We start from the raw sequence: 17681 nt of genomic DNA, 5'->3' as shown, positions 1-17681 counted from the left end.
CGGGATGGCCTTTCTGGAGCTGCAGCACCTGCAGAAGGCGTTCGGCACGCAGATCGTCGTGCAGAGCATGGACCTCGCCATCGAGCGCGGCGAGTTCATCTCCTTCCTCGGCCCGTCCGGCTGCGGCAAGACGACGACGCTCAGGATGGTGGCGGGCTTCGAGCAGCCCACCGCCGGCACCGTCCGCATCGAGGGCCGCGACGTCACCGACCTCAGGCCGAACCAGCGCAAGATCGGCATGGTGTTCCAGTCCTACGCGCTGTTCCCCAACATGACGGTCGCCGAGAACGTCGGCTTCGGCATGAAGATCGCCAGGCGCCCGGCCGCGGAGATCAGGCCGCGGGTGGCCGAGATGCTCGAGCTCGTGAAGCTGCCCCAACTCGCCGACCGCTACCCGTACCAGCTCTCGGGCGGCCAGCAGCAGCGCGTCGCGCTCGCCCGGGCGCTCGCCGTCAAGCCGAAGCTCCTCCTCCTCGACGAGCCGCTCTCCGCGCTCGACGCCAAGATCCGCGTCTCGCTGCGCGAGGAAATCCGGGCGCTCCAGCGCGAGCTCGGCATCACCACGATCTACGTCACGCACGACCAGGAGGAGGCGCTCTCCATGTCGGACCGGATCGTGGTGATGAGCGAGGGGCGGATCGAGCAGATCGGCACGCCCTTCGAGATCTACAATTATCCGCGCACCCGCTTCGTCGCCTCGTTCGTCGGCACCCTCAACCTCCTCGAGGGGCGGATCGTCGATCCCGCGGCGGGGCGGATTGCCGTCGACGGCCAGGAGATCGCCGCTGCGGCCGGCCTGAACGGCGCAAGCGCCGGCGACACCCGGCTCGTCGCGCTGCGGCCCGAGGCGCTCTCGCTGCGCGACGGGGACCCGGACGCGAACCGGCTGCAGGGCACGATCGAGGAGGTAAGCTTCCTAGGCTCGGTCGTGCGGGTGCGGGTCGGCTTCGGCGCGAGCTCGATCTCGCTCGACATGTTCAACAATCCCGGCGCGCCGCCGCCGGAGCGCGGGACGCCGGTCACGGTCAGTTTCGCGCGGCAGGACCTCGTCGTCCTGGAGGCGCAGTAGGGCGGCCGCCGGGCGCGCCACGAACCGCACCGCCAGCAAGCCTACCGGCCGAGGCTCCAGCCGAGCAGGACGAGGAGCAGGAAACCGATCCCGACCAGCCCGCCGATGAACACGACGCGCTGCCATTTCCGGCGCAGGACGATCTCGCCCTGGCTCGCCTCCTCGGCCGAATAGGAGCGTGCAGTGCCGCCGGGCGGGTCGGCCTTCCCGGTTGCGGGTTCGCGCTGGTCCGGCATCGGGCTTCTCCTTTCCTGCGGTGAGCCAGGGCCGGGGGCCTCCTGCGCCGCCGCCGCGGACGGGCCCCCGCCTAGTTCCCGCCCGCTTCCCTGACCGCGCGGATCGTGGCCGGCAGGTTGTGCCAGTTCGGCCTGTTGGCGAAGCGCGACCGCGCGAACCCGGCCAGCGCCGCGATCTCCCGGTCGGTGAGGGATTGCGCGAAGCCCGGCATGGCGCGCTCCGCCTGGGCGGCCGGCGGCACGATGCCGTGGAGCACGATGTGGAGGAAGTTGCGAGCGTCCGGCCCGGTGATGCTCGAGCTGAAGGCGAGCGGCGCGGGCCGGGGGCCGGGCGAGGCGTCGCCCTGGTGGTGGCAGCTCACGCAGGATTCGATGAAGATGCGCTCGCCCTCCTGGGTCTCGGTCGGGCGGTCGGCGCTGATCGCCGGTCCCGTGCCGGCCTGCGCATCGGGCCCGAATTCGCGCGCCGCCGCGAAGGCCGCCGCCCGCTCCATCGTGGTCTGCCGCGCCAGCCGTTCGCCCGCCAGCGAGGCGACATAGGTCGCGATCGCGGCGACGTCCTCGTCGGGAGCGGAAGCGAGGCCGTCGACGACGCGCGCCATCGGCCCCGCCGCGATGCCGTGGTGCTGGTCCCAGCCCCGCAGGACGTTGAAGGCCGCCTCGGTCGTCCACGGCATGAGCGCGGGCGAGGTGGAATCGAGGGCGGGGCCGTACCAGCCCTCGGCCTCGCCGCCCGCATAGCCCTGGCTGCGGCGCACCGCGCCGAAGGCGTTCGCCGGCGCATGGCAGGACGCGCAGCGGCCGAGCCCTTCGGCGAGATAGGCGCCTCGGTTCCATGCGGCGCTCCGGCTGGGGTTCGGCCGGAATGCGGCATCGTCATGGAAGGCGAGGTTCCAGAACGCCATGACGGCACGGCGGCCGAACGGGAAGTCGAGCTCGTTCTCCGGCGCCTCTGCGCGCACGGCGGGCCTCGTCATCAGGTAGGCGTAGAGCGCGCGGAGATCCTCGTCGCTGGCGCGCGCGTAATGCGGATAGGGAAAGGCCGGGTAGAGATGCGTGCCGTCGCGCGCCACGCCCTCGCGCATGGCCCGGCGGAACGCCGCCTCCGACCAGCGGCCGATGCCGGTCTCCGGATCCGGCGTGATGTTGGTGGAATGCACGGCGCCGTAGGTCGTCGGCACGGCCACGCCGCCGGCATAGGCTTCGCCGCCTTCGGCCGTGTGGCACATCGCGCAGCCGCCGATGCCGGCGAGCTGCTGCCCGCGCTCGATCAGGGCCGGGTCGAACGAGGCGGGGTCGGGCGGATCGACGGGATCATAGGCTGAGCGCCAGGTCAGTGCGAACAGGCCGGCTCCCGCGAGCACGACCAGGACCGTGACGACGATCGTGACCCATTTCACCCGCACCGGACCCCCTTCCGCTCCGCGGCTTCGCCAGGCGGGCCGAGCGCCGCCCCCCGCTTCCAGGAAATGAGGAGTAGCGCGTTCGAGGCAAGGTGTCTTGGCAAAGCGTTCGTCGCGGCGGCGACGCCGCGGCGGAACCCGCGCGCTTCATCCGGAGGCCCGCAGGCTGCCCTCCCCGAACGGAACGGCGCGTCCGGCTACGGCCGTCGGCCACGCCCTCAGCCGGGCGGAACGAGATGCCCCTTCTCGGCGAGGTGCTGCTTCAGGAGGCGGACGTTCTTGGTGTTCGCCTTGTGGAAGAAGTCGCCAACCCAGCCGACCACGGGGATGAGGCCGAGCACGTAGTCCACGGCCACGTTGCCGATCATCCTGGCCTTCACCGCATTGGACGCGCCCGCTTTGTGCGCCTCGTAGACGATGTAGGCCGACATCGCGGCCGCCGCGGTGTCGCCGACGACCGGCACGAGGCCCATCAGGCCGTCCATGCCGACCGGCATGCGGATGCCGGGCACGTAGAACTGCCGGTCGAGCCATTTCTCGAGATTGTCGAGGCGGCGCATGCGCCGGGACATCGAATCGTCGGCGGACATGCGGCCGGCGAAGCCGGTGCGGGGCGCCGTCCCCGGATAGCGCGGCGTGTCGATGGTGCTCATGGACTGGAAATGGGGGCGGGCGAGCTCCGGTTCCAGCGCCGTCAGTCGCCCAGCCGGCCGAATCGGATCGCGAGCGTCACCAAAGCCCGCCGCAGCCACGTCGTCGTCGGCAGCGGCGGGATGCGGAGATCGGCGTAAAGGTCCAGTTCCCGGCCGCGGCCGAGCACGCGCTCGGCGAGGAGCCTGCCGAGATAGGGCGCGAGCCCGACGCCCTGGCCGGAGAAACCGGCGGCCGCCCAGACCTGGGGCGCGATCTCGCGGACGAAAGGCAGGCGCGGCTTGGTGACGGAGACCACACCGCCCCAGGCATGGGCGATGCCCACGCCCTTCAGCTGCGGATAGACGTCGAGGAGGTGCGGCAGGACGAAGGAGGGGATGTCGTCCGGGATCGCGCCGGCATTGCTCTCGCCGCCGCCGAAGGTGAGCCGCCCGTCCGCCGTCTTGCGCCAGTACCTGATGACGTAGCGGCTGTCGGATGCGCCTTCTCCGCCGGGCAGGACGGTGCGGCCTGCCGCGCCGAGCGGCTCCGTCGCCACCATGTAGCTGTTGATGCCGATCGTCCGCCGCCGCGTCGCCTGCTCGAAACCGCGCGAGCGCCCGTCGGTGGCGACGATCACGTGCGACGCCTTGACGTCGCCATGCGCGGTGCGGACCACCGGCGTGCCCGAGCGGCGCGTCAGCGACAGCGCGGGCGTCTGCTCGTGCAGCGCGGCGCCGAGCCCCTCGGCGGCATGCGCCAGCCCGTGGAGGAAGCGGAGCGGATCGAGATGGCCGCCGCCGGTGTCGCGGACGGCGGCGCAATAGGCGGTCGAGCCGAGCGCGGCTGCCGCCTGGTCGCGGTCGAGATAGTCGACGCGGTAGCCGTAGCGCGTGCGCAGCGCCTCCACCTCGGCATGGACCTCTGGAACGAGGCGGCGGCGGTGGACCGCGTGCAGCAGGCCCGGCCGGAAGTCGCATTCGATCTGGAATCGGCCGATCAGGTCGTGGACATGGGCCTTGGCGGCCTCGCCGACCTGCCAGAGCGCCCTCGCCCGCTCGCGGCCGAGATGCGCCTCGAGCCAGAGCACATCGCGGCGCTGGCCCGAATGGAGCTGGCCGCCGTTCCGGCCCGATCCGCCGGCGCCCATCCGTTCGGCTTCCACGAGCACTACGGAAAGTCCCGCCTCGGCCGCCCTGAGCGCGGCGCAGAGGCCGGTATAGCCGCCTCCGACGATGCAGAGGTCGGCCTCGCGCGAGCCGGCGAGCGGCGGAAAGGCGGGCGGGTCCGCGGCGGCGAGCGCGTAGAACGGAGCCGGCATCGCCGCCGCCATGCGCTAGACGCTCAGGAGCAGATATTCGCGCTCCCAGGCGCTGATGACGCCCATGAAGGTCTCGAACTCCGTCTCCTTGATGGCGCGATAGGTACGCACGAAGGTCTCGCCGAAGATGTCGACGAGCTCCGGCGTGTTCTCCAAGAGCCGCACGGCGTCGAGGATCGAGCGCGGCAGCGTGAAGACGGGGTCCTTGTTGGGTCCCTCCTGCGGCTTGTCGGGCTCCAGCCCCCCGGCCAGACCGAGATAGCCGCAGGCGAGCGAGGCGGCGATGGCGAGGTAGGGGTTCGCGTCCGAGGACGGCACCCGGTTCTCGACCCGCCGGTCCTCCGGATCGGACAGCGGCACGCGCAGCCCGACGGTGCGGTTGTCGTAGCCCCAGCGCACGTTGATCGGGGCCGAGGTGTTGCGGGACAGGCGGCGGTACGAGTTCACGAACGGCGCCATCATGCACATGACCCTGGGGATGTAGGTCTGCATGCCGGCGATATAGGAGAGGAAGGCGGGCGTGTGGCTGCCGTCGGCGGCCGAGAAGACGTTCTGCCCGGTCTCGATGTCCACCACGGAATGGTGGATGTGCATGGCCGAGCCCGGCTCGTCGGCGATCGGCTTGGCCATGAAGGTCGCGTACATGTTGTGGCGGAGCGCCGCCTCGCGGATCGTGCGCTTGAAGAGGAAGACCTGGTCGGCGAGCTCGACCGGGTCGCCGTGGCGCAGGTTGATCTCCATCTGCGCCGTGCCGTCCTCGTGGGCGAGCGTGTCGATCTCCAGACCCTGCGCCTCAGAGAATTCGTAGACGTCGTCGAAGAGCGCCTCGAACTCGTTCACGGCCGTGATGGAATAGGCTTGGCGGGCGCGCTCGGGCCGGCCGGAGCGGCCGACCGGCGGCTCCAGCGGATAGTCGGGATCGACGTTCGGCTTGACGAGGTAGAACTCCATCTCCGGCGCGACGACCGGCTTGAGGCCGCGCTTCGCGTAGAGCTCGATGACGCGCCGGAGCACCTGGCGCGGCGCGATCTCGAACGGCGTGCCGTCCTTGTGGAAGGCATCGTGGATCACCTGCGCGGTCGGATCGCTCGCCCAGGGCACGATCGCCAGCGTCGAGAAGTCCGGCCGGAACAGCAGATCGCCGTCGGTCAGGCCCTCGGTGAAGGCCTCCTCCTCTTCCGGATAGTCGCCGGTGATGGTCTGCGTGAAGATCGACGCCGGCAGCGTCATCGGGTGGCCGCCGAAGAACTTCTCGGTCGGCATCAGCTTGCCGCGCGCGACACCCGCCTGGTCGGGGATGATGCACTCGACGTCTTCGATCCGCCTGGCGCGGCACCACTGGCGTGCGGCGTCGACGCCGGTCACGCCGCGGACACCGCTGTTCTCCGGCAGCACGAGCTGCTTCTCTGTGAGGGTCATCATGGCCTCGCTCCCCGTACATACCCGGTCGCGCGGGGAAAAGGGAAGCCGGTGCGGCGTCGCAGCCGCGCACGAGCCTTGATCGAGCGCAAGGCGGAGGCGGATCGGCGGGCGTAGAGACACGATCCTGCCCCTGACCGGGGGCGCTGCCGCGAGATCGGTTGCGAAAAGCCTCCCCGGCCCGTTAAGCTCGCGGAAAATGCCGCAAAGACGGCTCGGAGGGGTGCGGAGGACGCCTCGTGACGGACACGTTGACATTCATCGTGGCGGACGACCATCCGCTGTTCCGCGGCGCGCTGCGGCAGACGATCGAGTGCGCTTTTCCGGGCGCCGCGATCGTCGAGGCTGGCACGCTCGACGACGTCGCTGCCGCCATCGAGAGCGCCGGCGACCCGGATCTCGTCCTCTTCGACCTGGCGATGCCGGGCACGCGCGGCTTTTCCGGCCTGGTGTTCCTGCGCGCGCAATATCCGGCGGTCCCGGTCTGCGTGGTTTCCGGCAGCGAGGATCCGGCCACCGTACGGCGGGCGATGGCGCTCGGGGCGTCCGGCTTCATCCCGAAATCGGAGCCGACCGGCTCGATCGCGGAGGCGATCACGACCGTGCTCGCGGGAGGGCTGTGGACGCCGGGCGGCATCGTCATGGAGCAGGACAGCGGCGACGCCGAGATCGCGGCGCGGCTGCGCAGTCTCACGCCGCAACAGGTCCGCGTCCTGATGATGATGTCGGAGGGGCTCCTGAACAAGCAGATCGCCTACGAGCTCGGGGTCTCGGAGGCGACCGTGAAGGCGCACGTCTCCGCCGTCCTCCAGAAGCTCGGCGTGGAGAACAGGACGAAGGCGGTGCTGACCGCCGGCCGCTTCGAGGCCGGGCAGTGGCACCTCAACGCGGCCGAATAGTCACTCCGCGGCCGGCCGCGCCACCGCCCACTGCGCCATCAGGGCGCGCAGCGCCGCCGGCTTCAGCGGCTTGTTCAGGACCCTGATCCCCGCCTTCATGGCGGCTTCCCGCAACTCGCCGGAGCGGTCCGCGGTGATCAGGATCGCGGGAATGTCGACGCCGGTCTTCGCGCGCAGTTCCGCGATCGCCGAGAGGCCGTTGCCGTCGTCGAGGTGGTAATCGACGAGCATCAGGTCGGGCAGGCGCGGCGCTGCCCGGACGACCCGGAGCGCCGCTCGCGCGCTCGGCGCCGCGATCGGGGCGCAGCCCCAGCCCGACAGCAGCGCCTCCATGCCGGTCAGGATCTTGGCGTCGTTGTCGATGCAGAGCACGACCATGCCCGAGGAGAGCTCCGCCGCGCGCTGGACCGCCGGCTGCGCCTCGGTCGGCAGCATCGTCGCAGCGGCGAGCGGCAGCGACAGGCGGAAGTGCGTGCCGCGGCCGAGGCTCGACGTGAAGGTCAGCTGGGCCTTCAGCACCCGGGCGATGCGCTCCACGATGGACAGGCCGAGGCCGAGCCCGGGCGCGGCGCGGGCGCCGGCGTCGAGGCGCCGGAACTCCTGGAACACCAGCTTCTGGTCGGCGGCCGAGATGCCGATGCCGGTGTCGACCACCTCGAGGGAGAGCCGGCCCCGCTTGCGCCGGCAGCCGACCACGATGCGGCCGCCGGCCGGCGTGTACTTGACGGCATTGGAGACGAGGTTTTGCAGCAGGCGCGCGAGAAGCTGCGGGTCGGTGCGCACGACGAGCGCGCTCGGGACGATGCAGAACCGGATGCGCTTGGCCCGCGCCTCCGGCCCGAACTCGACGCGGACGCGCTCCAGGAGGTCGCCGATCCGCACCGCCTTGACGTCCGGCTTCAGGTGCCCGGTGTCGAGGCGGGACAGCTCGAGCACGGCACGGAAGATCTCCTCGACGCCGTCGAGCGCGGTCTCGATGTTCCGCGCCAGCTCGGAATGCGGCGTGCCGGCGACGCGCTCGGAAAGCGCGGTGGCATAGAGGCGGGCGGCATTGAGCGGCTGCAGGATGTCGTGCCCGGCCGCGGCGATGAACCGGGTCTTGCCGATGTTCGCCTCCTCGGCGGCGGCATTCGCCTTTTCCAGCGCGGCGTTGAGGCGCGTGAGCTCCTCGGTGCGTTCGGCGACGCGCTTCTCGAGCGTCGCCCTGGCCCGCTCCAGCTCGGCCTCGCTCTCCGCGCGCTCGGTGATGTCGGTGACGGTGAAGGCGATGCCGCTGTCGCCGATCGGGCGCGGCTCGACCGTGAGCAGCCGGCCGGTGGCCGGGTGGCGCTCGCGCAGGCCCTCGCGAGCGCCGAGGATGCGCTCGATGGTGCGGTCCGCCAGCGCATCGGGGTCGCCCGGGCCGAACAGGCCCGCTTCCGCAAGGTGGCGGACGATGACGCGGAAGGAGACGCCGACGGTGCCATGCTCCGGGGGCAGGTCGAGGAGCTGGCGGAAGGCCCGGTTCCAGCAGACGAGGCGGAGGTCGGGGTCGAACACGCCGATGCCCTGGTCGATCCGGTCCAGGACGTTCTGCAGGAGATCGCGATTGTAGTGGAGGGCGGCTTCCGCGTCGTCGAGGAGGCGCTGGGCGGAGACCGGCGAGGGATCGTCGCGGTTGATGAGGAGCGCCAGCACGAGGCGCGCGGAGGCCGCGCCGATCGCGCTCGCCAGGAGGTGCTCGGTGAAGCGGAGCAGATTGAGGTCGGCGGGCGCACGCGGATCGAGCTCGCGGCCGCTGTCGTGCGCGAAGCGCAGGAACGAGCGCTCCGACCGCTCCTGCCCGAGATAGCGCGCGGCGGTCTCCTGCAGCTCGCCGACCCGGACATTCGTCCGCAGCGGCCTGAGCTTCGGCGAGGGGACCCGGTCCTGCGGCACGAACACGTTCGCCTGCAGCCGCTCGGCCGGCTGAGGCTGGCGCATCAGCGAGACGCCGACATAGGCGGCGGCATTGGCGAGGAGGCTCCAGAACACGCTGTGCGTGAGCGGATCGAAGGAGATGTGGAAGAGCGCCTGCGGCCTCAGCACGGAGATCCCGAACGGCCCGTCCGCGAGCAGCGCCGCCGGGAAGAAGCCGACCCTGACGAGGTCCGGCAGGAGCAGCGTGTAGGCCCAGACCGCGATGCCCGCCGTCATGCCGGCAATCGCGCCCCCGGCGGTCGCGCGCCGCCAGATCAGCCCGCCGAAGAAGGCCGGCGCCAGCTGCGCCACGGCCGCGAAGGAAAGCAGGCCGATCGAGGCGAGCGCCGCGGTCCCGGCGACCCGGTAGTAGAAGTAGCCGAGCAGCACGACGAGGACGATGGAGCTGCGCCGGATGTTGAGGATGAAGCGCCCCATGTCGGTCGGCAGCAGGAGCCGGCTGCGGCCGCGCAGCATGAGCGGCACGAGGAGCTCGTTGGAGATCATGATGGCGAGCGCGACGCTCGCCACGATGACCATGGCGGTGGCTGCCGACAGCCCGCCGAGAAAGGCGATCAGCGTGACCACGTCCGCGCCGGCCGCGAACGGCAGCTCCAGCACGAAGAGGTCGCCGTCCGCCTCCTTGCCGAAGGTGAAGATGCCGGCGAGCGCGACCGGCACGACGAAGAGGTTGATGGTGACGAGATAGGCCGGGAACAGCCAGACCGCCCGCCGCAGCTCGCTCGGGCTGTAGTTCTCGACCACGCCGACATGGAACTGCCGTGGCAGCAGGAGGCAGGCGAAGAAGGAAAGGAGCGTCATCGTCAGCCAGCTGCCGCCGGCTAGCTCCCGGGTGAACTTGCCGATGATCTCCGGGTCGGCTGCGGCGAGGCTGTAGAGCTCGCCCGGCCCGTCGAAGAGGAAGAACGTGACGTAGACGCCGACCACCAGGAAGGCGAGGAGCTTGACCACCGCCTCCGCCGCCACCGCCAGCATCATGCCGTCCTGGTGCTCGGTGGCGTCGGCGTGGCGGGTGCCGAACAGGATGGAGAAGAGCGCCAGCGAGCAGGCGATCAGGAGGGCGATGTCGCCGATGATCGGGAAGTCCACGGTCTCCGCGACGCCCGGCACCATGGTCGCGACGGAGGCCGAGATCGCCTTCAACTGCAGCGCGATGTACGGGATCACGCCGAGCGCGACGATCATCGTGGTGACGACGGCGACCGACTGCCGCTTGCCGTAGCGGGCGCCGAGGAAGTCGGCGATCGAGGTGATGCGCTCGGCCTTGGAGAGCTGCACGACCCGCCGCAGGATCGGGTAGCCCGCCGTGAACATCAGGATCGGCCCGATATAGATCGGCAGGAACTCCCAGCCGGAGCGGGAGGCGACGCCGACGGAGCCGAAGAACGTCCAGGACGTGCAGTAGACGGAGAGCGCGAGCGCGTAGAGCAGCGGCCGCGCCTGCGGGCGGGAGCGCGCCGCCGCGCGGTCGCCGTAGGAGGCGATCGCGAACAGCACCGCGATGTAGCCCACCGCGGCGAGAACGGCGACCCAGCCGAGCACGAGGATCCCTCATCCCTCCCGATGCGCTATCATAGCGATGCGCGCGGGCGCGGCACAGTCGCCCCTTGCGCGGATGGCGGCACCGGCTAACCTCGCCCCCGCCGCAGATGGTGGAGCGCGTCCATGCGCATAGCAGACCTGTTCCGGAAGACGCCGCCATTTGCGAGCCTTCCCGCGCTCGAGGATTTCTTCGACAGCCGCACGGCCTTCATGGTGCAGAAGTGCGTGTTCGAGTATGCGCGCGCACGGTCCGGGCTGCTCTCCAGCAAGCTCTTCAAGGAGGCGGCCTTCATGTCCGCGCTCAACGCGGCGCGCTGGCGGAACTACCCGCTCTGCCTGGAATGCGTCGCCGTCATGTCGGAACATGCGCTGAGGCCCCATGCCGGCGAGGACGGGCCGGCGCTCCGGTCCGGCATTGCCGCCGCGGCCGCCAACGTGACGAACCGCTATCCGATCCCCCCGGGCCTGCCCGCCGAGTTCTGGGCGCAGGCGCGCGAGCGGATCGCCCACCGCATCGACATGGCGGGGCTGGCGGCACCCCATCCCGTGAAGGACCTGCCGAATGCGATCGCCAAGGAGTTCTTCGCGAACCTGCCGATCCACGAATCGCTGCGCGGCCACGATTTCGTGCTGGTGACCAACAATCTGCGGGTCAATCTGTGCCGGGCCTACGAGGATCTCCTCGCCCAGGCCGACCTGCCGCGCCTCGCCGAGGCGGTGATGGCCGGCCCGCCCGCGGTGGCGCTTCCGGGCCAGCGGCGGCGCTCGGGCTGACCCCGATGGCGCGGCCGCTGCCCGCCACGCCGCTCATCGCGCTCGACGCCGTGGTTCTCGACCTCGAGACTACCGGGCTCGACGTGCGCAGCGCCCGCATCGTCCAGGTCGGGGCGGTGCGCCTATCCGAAGGGCACGCTGCCGAGGATGGCGCGCTGTCGCTGCTGGTCGATCCGGGCGAGCCGATCCCGCCCGCATCCACCGCCATCCACGGCGTCGGCAACGACGCGGTGGCAGGCGCGCCCGGCCCGTCGGAGGCGCTCGCGCAGATCGCCGCCTTCGCCGGCGAGCGCATCGTCATCGGGCATACGATCGGCTTCGACCTCGCCGTGCTGAAGGCCGAATCGGCCCGCGCCGGCGCGCCGTGGAAGCGGCCGCGGAGCCTCGACACCCGGGTGCTCGCCCAGGTCGCCAACCCGGACCTCCCCGGCTTCGGGATGGAAGTCATCGCCGGATGGCTGGGCGTGCGCCTGCGCGACCGCCACAGCGCCATCGGCGACGCGCTCACCACGGCCGACCTCTTCCTGGCGCTGATCCCGCATCTGCGCGACCGCGGCATCCGCACGCTCGCCGAGGCCGAGGCCGCCTGCAAGCGGCTCGCCGATGCGGCCGCCGCGCAGCCCGGCGGATGGGAGGAGCCGGTGGTCGCCCCGCGGGCGGAGCGCGAGCGCGGCCTCGCGCGCATCGATTCCTATCCCTACCGGCACCGCATCGCGGACGTCATGACGAGCCCGGTGCTGTTCGGCGAGGCGGCCATGCCGCTGGTGCAGGCAGCGCGGCAGATGGCCGACCAGCGCATCAGCTCCCTCATCCTTCCCGACGAGGGCGAGGGCTACGGCATCGTGACCGAGCGCGACGTGCTGCGGGCGATCGCGCGCGACGGCGCGGCCGCGCTGGACCGGCCGGTCGGCGCGATCGCGACGCGGCCGCTGCGGACCGTGCCGGCGGAGGCCTTCATCTACCGCGCGGTCGGGCGGATGAACCGCCTCAAGGTGCGCCATCTCGGGGTGCGCGACGAAGCGGGCGCGCTGGTCGGGGCGATCTCGGCGCGCGACCTGCTGCGGCTGCGGGCGACGGAGGCGATCAGCCTCGGCGACGCCATCGACGACGCGCGGAACGTGGCCGCGCTCGCGGCCGCCTGGGCGCGCCTGCCGGCCGTTGCGGAAAGCCTCGTCGCGGAGGACGTCGACGCGCGGGCGATCGCCGGCGTGATCAGCCGCGAGCTCGGCGCCGCCACCCGGCAGGCGGCCGTGCTCGCCGAGGCGAAGCTGAGGCAGGAGGGCCTGGGCGACCCGCCGGTGCCCTACGCTCTGCTCGTCCTCGGCTCCGCGGGGCGCGGCGAGAGCCTTCTCGCGCTCGACCAGGACAATGCGATCGTGTTCGCCGAGGGCGAGCCGGACGGGCCGGAGGACCGCTACTTCGCCCGCCTCGGCGCGGAGATCGCCGATGCGCTCCACGCCATTGCCGTGCCCTATTGCAAGGGCGGCGTCATGGCCAGGAACCCCGCCTGGCGCGGCAGCCTGGCGACGTGGCACGGCCGGGTCGCGAGCTGGCTCGAACGCTCCCGCCCGGAGGACCTGCTGTCCGTCGACATCTTCTTCGACCTGCGCGCGGTCCACGGCGAATCCGGTCTCGCGCACCGGCTCCTCGCGGACGCGCAGGAAGGTGCGCGCGGCTCGCTCGCCTTCCTGAAGCTGCTGGCCGAAGCCGGCGGCAAGATCCACTCGCCCTTCGGCCTCTTCGGGGCGCTCCGCACCGAGGACGGCCGGCTGGACCTGAAGATGAGCGGCCTCTTTCCGGTCGTGACCGCAGCGCGGATCCTGGCGATCCGCCACGGCATCGCCGAGCGGAGCACGCCCCGCCGGCTCGAGGGCCTGCGCAAGCGGCAGGTCGGCGCGGGCGCGGATCTCGAGCGCCTCGTGGCCGCCCATGCGGTCCTTCTGAAGCGCGTACTGGCGCAGCAGATCGAGGACATCCACGACGGCGTTCCACCGTCGAACAAGGTGAAGGTGAAGGCGCTCGGCCGCGCCGAGCAAAGCGAGCTCAAGGACGCCCTCGCGGCGATCGGGCAGGTGCCGCACATCGTGCGCGACCTGATGTTCTGATCGGCCGCGAGGGCGGTTGCGGACCCGCGGACCGAGGATCATCCTTCACCGGCAAATCACTCGGGAGGGGGCAATGCTCCAGGAGTTCAAGGAATTCGCGCTGAAGGGCAACGTCGTCGACCTCGCCGTCGGCATCATCATCGGCGCGGCGTTCGGCGCCATCGTCTCCTCGCTGGTCGACGACATCATCATGCCGCCGATCGGGCTGCTCCTCGGCGGGATCGACTTCTCCGAGCTCTTCGTGGTGCTGAAGGGCGACGGCGCCTACAACACTGTGGCGCAGGCCAGGGAGGCCGGCGCCGTCACCTGGAACGTCGGGCTCTTCGTCAATGCCGTGGTGAAGTTCGTCATCGTCGCCTTCGCGGTGTTCCTGCTGGTCAAGGGCATGAACAGGCTCACCCGCAAGCAGGTGGAGAAGCCGGCCGAGGTGCCTCCGCCGCCGGCCGACGTGCAGCTCCTCACCGAAATCCGCGACCTGCTGAAGGCCCGCAGCCCGTGATCCCGGAGTGGCGGCGGAGTGACGCTTTCGCCGCTTCCGCCGCTCCCGCACTTGGGGTAGGGCTGCGGCCATGAACGAGACCCTCCTTGGTGCGCTTCGCCGGGAAGCCCGCGAAGCGCCGGCATCCGGCATCGTCGAAGTGATGAACTACGGCCGCGACCGGCCGGGCATGATTCCGCTCTGGGCCGGGGAAGGCGACCTGCCGACGCCCGCCTTCATCGCCGAGGCGGCCGCGCGGTCGCTCGCCGCCGGGGAGACCTTCTACACCTGGCAGCGCGGCATCCCGGAGCTGCGCCAGGCGCTGGCGCGCTATCACGAGCGGCAGTTCGGACGCGTGTTCCCGCACGAGCGCTTCTACGTCACCGGTTCCGGCATGCAGGCGATCCAGATCGCGATCGCCGCGATCGCCGGGCCGGCGGACGAGGTCATCGTGCCCTCGCCGGCCTGGCCGAACTTCGCCGCCGCGCTCGGGCTGGCGGGCGCGCGGCCCCGCTTCGTCCCGATCGGGCTCGGCGAGACGCGCTGGGCGCTCGACATGGACGCCGTCGCCGCGGCGGTCGGCCCGAACACGCGCGCGATCTTCGTCAATTCGCCATCGAACCCGACCGGATGGACGGCGACCGCCGACGAGCTGCGGTTCATCCTCGACCTCGCCCGCAGGCACGGGCTCTGGATCATCGCCGACGAGGTCTACAACCGGTTCGTCTACGATGCGGAGCGCGCGCCCTCCTTCTACGATTTCATGGAGGACGGCGACCGGCTGGTCTTCGTCAACACCTTCTCCAAGAACTGGGCCATGACCGGCTGGCGGATCGGCTGGATCGCCGCGCCGGAGGCGCTCGGGCCGGTGATCGAGAACCTCATCCAGTATTCGACCTCGGGCGTCGCGGCCTTCATGCAGCGCGCCGCGGTGACGGCGCTCGAGGAGGGCGAGCCCTTCGTGCGCGCGCAGATCGCCCGCGCGGCGGAAGGGCGGGCGATCGTCTGCGGCGCGCTCGCCGGCTCCAACCGCGTCCGGTTCGTCTGGCCGGAAGGCGCCTTCTACCTGTTCTTCGCCGTCGAGGGCGAGGCGGACACATCGAGGCTCGGGCTGAAGCTCGTCGACGAGGCTAATATCGGGCTGGCCCCGGGCACCGCCTTCGGCCCCGGCGGCGAGGGCTTCATGCGGATCTGCTTCGCGCGGAGCCCCGACGACATGCGCGAGGCGGCGCGGCGGCTCTCCGGCTGGCTGGCGCGCTGAACTCATGCCGGCCCCGTTCCGCGCCCTCTCCCAGCATGTCCTCTTCCGCACCGCCGTAACCCTCCTGATCGGCACGGTCGGCGGCGCGATCGCCACCTTCGCCGGCCTGCCCGCCGGCTGGCTCTCCGGCAGCCTGCTCGCCGTCGCGATCGCGTCGCTGTCCGGCTACCACACCGAGGTGCCGGCCCCGATCCGGGCGCCGATCTACCTCTTCCTCGGCATCTATGCTGGGACCGGCGTCGGGCCGGAAACCATCGAGCAGATGCGGACCTGGCCCGTGAGCTTCGCGATCCTGCTCGCCTCGATGATCCTTCTCATCGCGGTCACCTACCGCTGGCTCAACCGCTGGTGCGGCTGGGACCCGCACACGGCGCTGCTGTCGGCCATGCCGGGGGCGCTCGCGATGGTGATGGCGGCGGCCGAAGCGATCCAGGCCGACCTGAAGAAGGTCGCCGTCACCCAGACCATGCGCCTCCTGATCCTGATCGAGCTCATCCCGATCGGGGTGCTGGTGTTCGGCGTCTCGCCGGGCGCGATGCTCCTGGAGGAGCCCGCGATCGCCGACCTCGCGTCGGTCAGCCTGATCGCGTTCGCCGGCACCCTCGGCGGGATTCTGATGCACCTCACGCGCCTTCCCGGCGGCCTCATGCTCGGCGGCATGGTGGCCACCTCGATCCTCTATTTCACGGGCGCCGTGGACGGGCAGCTGCCGCCGAACCTCGTCATACCCGGCACGATCGTGCTCGGGTCGGTTGCCGGCAGCCGCCTGCGCCCGGGCGACTGGCAGCTTCTGCCCCGCCTGGCCGGGCCTGCCCTCATCGCCTTCGGGATCGGGATCGGCATCACCGGCGCGGCCTCGGCGCTGGTGACGCTCCTGCTCGGGGTGGATTTCATCCAAGCCTTCATGGCCTTCGCGCCCGGCGCCATCGAGGCGCTCGTGATCGTCGCCTTCGCGATCGGCGTCGACCCGGCCTATGTCGCCGCGCACCACGTCGTCCGCTTCTTCGCGCTGGCGCTCGCGACGCCGCTCATCGCGCAGTGGATCAGCCGCCGCCGCTGACGCGGCGACGATGGGGATCAGCCGCCGCCGCTGACGCGGCGGCAAAGCGGGATCAGCCGGAGCCGATGCTGCGGGCGATCGGGGCTGCGGCGGCGAGAAGGCGGTCAGCCGCCGGAGGCGGCGAAGATCTCGGCGCGGCGCGAGACGAGCTCGACGGTGGTCGGGCCGGTCAGCGGCAGTCCGACATGCTCCCAGGTCTCCACCATCGCGTCGACGAGCTGATCGATGAGCTGGTCGCTGTGGAACGGGGTCGGCGTGACCCGCAGCCGCTCCGTGCCGCGCGGCACGGTCGGGTAGTTGATCGGCTGGATGTAGATGCCGTGGCGATCGAGCAGGTGGTCGCTCGCCGCCTTGCAGGATTCCGGGTCACCGACGAGGACGGGCACGATGTGCGTCTCCGACGGCATGACCGGCAGGCCGGCGTCGATCATGCGCTCCTTGGTCCGCTGCGCCTGGCGCTGCTGGGCGGCGCGTTCGACACCGGAGCGCTTCAGGTGGCGGATCGAGGCGCAGGCCGCGGCGGCCAGGCCGGGCGGCAGCGCGGTCGTGAAGATGAAGCCCGGCGCGTAGGAGCGCACCGCGTCGACCACCGCATTGGTGCCGGTGATGTAGCCGCCGAGGACGCCGAACGCCTTGGCGAGCGTGCCCTCGATGACGTCGATACGGTCCATCAGGCCGTCGCGCTCGGCGATGCCGGCGCCGCGGGGGCCGTACATGCCGACGGCATGGACCTCGTCGATATAGGTCATGGCGCCATAGCGCTCGGCGAGATCGACGATCTGCTCGATCGGCGCGACGTCGCCGTCCATCGAGTAGACCGATTCGAACACGATCAGCTTGGCGCGCTCGCGGCCGGCGGCCTTCAGGAGGTCCTCGAGGTGCTCGACGTCGTTGTGCCGCCAGATCTGCTTCTGGCTGCCGGAGCGGCGCACGCCCTCGATCATCGAGGCGTGGTTCAGCTGGTCGGACAGGATCAGGCAGTCCGGCAGGAGCCGCGAGATGGTCGAGATCGACGCTTCGTTCGACACGAAGCCGGAGGTGAAGACGAGCGCGCCCTGCTTGCGGTGAAGGTCGGCGAGTTCGCGCTCGAGCTGGACGAGCGGATGGTTGGTGCCCGAGATGTTGCGCGTGCCGCCGGCACCGGCGCCCATGCGGCCGGCTGCCTCCTGCATCGCCGCCACCACCTTCGGGTGCTGGCCCATGCCGAGATAATCGTTGGAGCACCAGATGACGATGTCGCGCTCGGCGCCCTCGCTGCGGTGCACGGCCCGCGGGAACGACCCGACGCGCCGCTCGAGGTCCGCGAAGACCCGGTAACGCCGTTCGGCCCGCAGCGCGTCGACCGCGCTCTGGAAGTGGCTCTGATAATCGAACATCCGATCGCTCCAGCCCGTCGGACACATAACTAAACCGGAATTCGTCCCGAACGCCAGCGGCACCTTGCCGCTGCACCTGAATGGCCGTCGCTTCACCCCTCGGCGCGCCGGCGTCGAACCGCGATGCCGACGTTAATCCTAACGCTTCA

At 71.1% G+C, this 17681-nt stretch carries 14 protein-coding genes; 7 read left to right on the top strand and 7 right to left on the bottom strand.

Annotation, left to right across the window (positions count from 1 at the left end; genetic code table 11):
* Positions 1 to 4: 4 nt before the first annotated feature.
* Positions 5 to 1069, top strand: coding sequence for an ABC transporter ATP-binding protein (locus ACUN0C_RS00520; RefSeq protein ID WP_445464357.1), 1065 nt, complete (start codon positions 5 to 7; stop codon positions 1067 to 1069).
* Positions 1070 to 1110: 41 nt separating this feature from the next.
* On the opposite strand, the gene ACUN0C_RS00515 is transcribed toward ACUN0C_RS00520, so the two are convergent.
* The 5 genes from ACUN0C_RS00515 to ACUN0C_RS00495 form a co-directional block, all read right to left on the bottom strand.
* A complete protein-coding gene (locus ACUN0C_RS00515; RefSeq protein WP_445464356.1) occupies positions 1111 to 1305 on the bottom strand; it encodes a hypothetical protein in 195 nt (64 codons plus the stop codon).
* Between the two features lie 71 nt (positions 1306 to 1376).
* A complete protein-coding gene (locus tag ACUN0C_RS00510) occupies positions 1377 to 2711 on the bottom strand; it encodes a cytochrome c (RefSeq protein WP_445464355.1) in 1335 nt (444 codons plus the stop codon).
* Positions 2712 to 2926: 215 nt separating this feature from the next.
* Positions 2927 to 3361: a DUF4112 domain-containing protein gene (locus ACUN0C_RS00505; protein WP_445464354.1), complete on the bottom strand. Its 435-nt coding sequence runs from the start codon at positions 3359 to 3361 to the stop codon at positions 2927 to 2929.
* Between the two features lie 41 nt (positions 3362 to 3402).
* The gene (locus ACUN0C_RS00500; protein ID WP_445464353.1) at positions 3403 to 4659 is read right to left on the bottom strand and encodes an NAD(P)/FAD-dependent oxidoreductase; all 1257 of its coding nucleotides are present in this window, start codon (positions 4657 to 4659) and stop codon (positions 3403 to 3405) included.
* Positions 4660 to 4674: 15 nt separating this feature from the next.
* Entirely contained in the window at positions 4675 to 6081 is a 1407-nt protein-coding gene (locus ACUN0C_RS00495) for a glutamine synthetase family protein (RefSeq protein ID WP_445464352.1), read from the bottom strand.
* Between the two features lie 236 nt (positions 6082 to 6317).
* On the opposite strand from ACUN0C_RS00495, the gene ACUN0C_RS00490 reads away from it, so the two are divergent.
* On the top strand, positions 6318 to 6977 hold the full coding sequence (locus ACUN0C_RS00490; protein WP_445464351.1) for a response regulator transcription factor: 660 nt from the start codon (positions 6318 to 6320) through the stop codon (positions 6975 to 6977).
* Here the strand turns inward: ACUN0C_RS00490 and ACUN0C_RS00485 are convergent, their stop codons facing one another.
* A complete protein-coding gene (locus ACUN0C_RS00485; protein WP_445464350.1) occupies positions 6978 to 10478 on the bottom strand; it encodes a PAS-domain containing protein in 3501 nt (1166 codons plus the stop codon).
* Positions 10479 to 10601: 123 nt separating this feature from the next.
* On the opposite strand from ACUN0C_RS00485, the gene ACUN0C_RS00480 reads away from it, so the two are divergent.
* The 5 genes from ACUN0C_RS00480 to ACUN0C_RS00460 all read left to right on the top strand — a co-directional run bounded on the left by ACUN0C_RS00480 (position 10602) and on the right by ACUN0C_RS00460 (position 16156).
* Entirely contained in the window at positions 10602 to 11252 is a 651-nt protein-coding gene (locus ACUN0C_RS00480) for a hypothetical protein (protein ID WP_445464349.1), read from the top strand.
* Positions 11253 to 11257: 5 nt separating this feature from the next.
* Positions 11258 to 13357, top strand: a complete 2100-nt coding sequence (locus ACUN0C_RS00475; RefSeq protein WP_445464348.1) for a DUF294 nucleotidyltransferase-like domain-containing protein — start codon at positions 11258 to 11260, stop codon at positions 13355 to 13357.
* A gap of 73 nt (positions 13358 to 13430) precedes the next feature.
* The gene (gene mscL, locus ACUN0C_RS00470) at positions 13431 to 13856 is read left to right on the top strand and encodes a large conductance mechanosensitive channel protein MscL (protein WP_445464347.1); all 426 of its coding nucleotides are present in this window, start codon (positions 13431 to 13433) and stop codon (positions 13854 to 13856) included.
* 70 nt (positions 13857 to 13926) lie between these two features.
* Positions 13927 to 15096, top strand: a complete 1170-nt coding sequence (locus tag ACUN0C_RS00465; RefSeq protein WP_445464346.1) for a pyridoxal phosphate-dependent aminotransferase — start codon at positions 13927 to 13929, stop codon at positions 15094 to 15096.
* A 4-nt stretch (positions 15097 to 15100) separates the two neighbouring features.
* Positions 15101 to 16156, top strand: coding sequence for an AbrB family transcriptional regulator (locus tag ACUN0C_RS00460; RefSeq protein ID WP_445464345.1), 1056 nt, complete (start codon positions 15101 to 15103; stop codon positions 16154 to 16156).
* A gap of 104 nt (positions 16157 to 16260) precedes the next feature.
* Here the strand turns inward: ACUN0C_RS00460 and hemA are convergent, their stop codons facing one another.
* Positions 16261 to 17532: a 5-aminolevulinate synthase gene (gene hemA, locus ACUN0C_RS00455; protein ID WP_445464344.1), complete on the bottom strand. Its 1272-nt coding sequence runs from the start codon at positions 17530 to 17532 to the stop codon at positions 16261 to 16263.
* Between the last annotated feature and the right edge of the window lie 149 nt (positions 17533 to 17681).

This window comes from Faunimonas sp. B44 (genome assembly GCF_052655945.1).
Note: the sequence above shows the minus strand (reverse complement) of the source record. Positions and strands in the feature narration are given on the sequence as shown.

What these genes read in the sequence shown, in the direction of transcription:
- ACUN0C_RS00520 (WP_445464357.1), top strand. Translation starts at nt 5, where the DNA reads ATGGCCTTTCTGGAGCTGCAGCACCTGCAGAAGGCGTTCGGCACGCAG.
- ACUN0C_RS00515 (WP_445464356.1), bottom strand. Translation starts at nt 1,305, where the DNA reads ATGCCGGACCAGCGCGAACCCGCAACCGGGAAGGCCGACCCGCCCGGC.
- ACUN0C_RS00505 (WP_445464354.1), bottom strand. Translation starts at nt 3,361, where the DNA reads ATGAGCACCATCGACACGCCGCGCTATCCGGGGACGGCGCCCCGCACC.
- ACUN0C_RS00500 (WP_445464353.1), bottom strand. Translation starts at nt 4,659, where the DNA reads ATGCCGGCTCCGTTCTACGCGCTCGCCGCCGCGGACCCGCCCGCCTTT.
- ACUN0C_RS00495 (WP_445464352.1), bottom strand. Translation starts at nt 6,081, where the DNA reads ATGATGACCCTCACAGAGAAGCAGCTCGTGCTGCCGGAGAACAGCGGT.
- ACUN0C_RS00480 (WP_445464349.1), top strand. Translation starts at nt 10,602, where the DNA reads ATGCGCATAGCAGACCTGTTCCGGAAGACGCCGCCATTTGCGAGCCTT.
- ACUN0C_RS00475 (WP_445464348.1), top strand. Translation starts at nt 11,258, where the DNA reads ATGGCGCGGCCGCTGCCCGCCACGCCGCTCATCGCGCTCGACGCCGTG.
- mscL (WP_445464347.1), top strand. Translation starts at nt 13,431, where the DNA reads ATGCTCCAGGAGTTCAAGGAATTCGCGCTGAAGGGCAACGTCGTCGAC.
- ACUN0C_RS00465 (WP_445464346.1), top strand. Translation starts at nt 13,927, where the DNA reads ATGAACGAGACCCTCCTTGGTGCGCTTCGCCGGGAAGCCCGCGAAGCG.
- ACUN0C_RS00460 (WP_445464345.1), top strand. Translation starts at nt 15,101, where the DNA reads ATGCCGGCCCCGTTCCGCGCCCTCTCCCAGCATGTCCTCTTCCGCACC.
- hemA (WP_445464344.1), bottom strand. Translation starts at nt 17,532, where the DNA reads ATGTTCGATTATCAGAGCCACTTCCAGAGCGCGGTCGACGCGCTGCGG.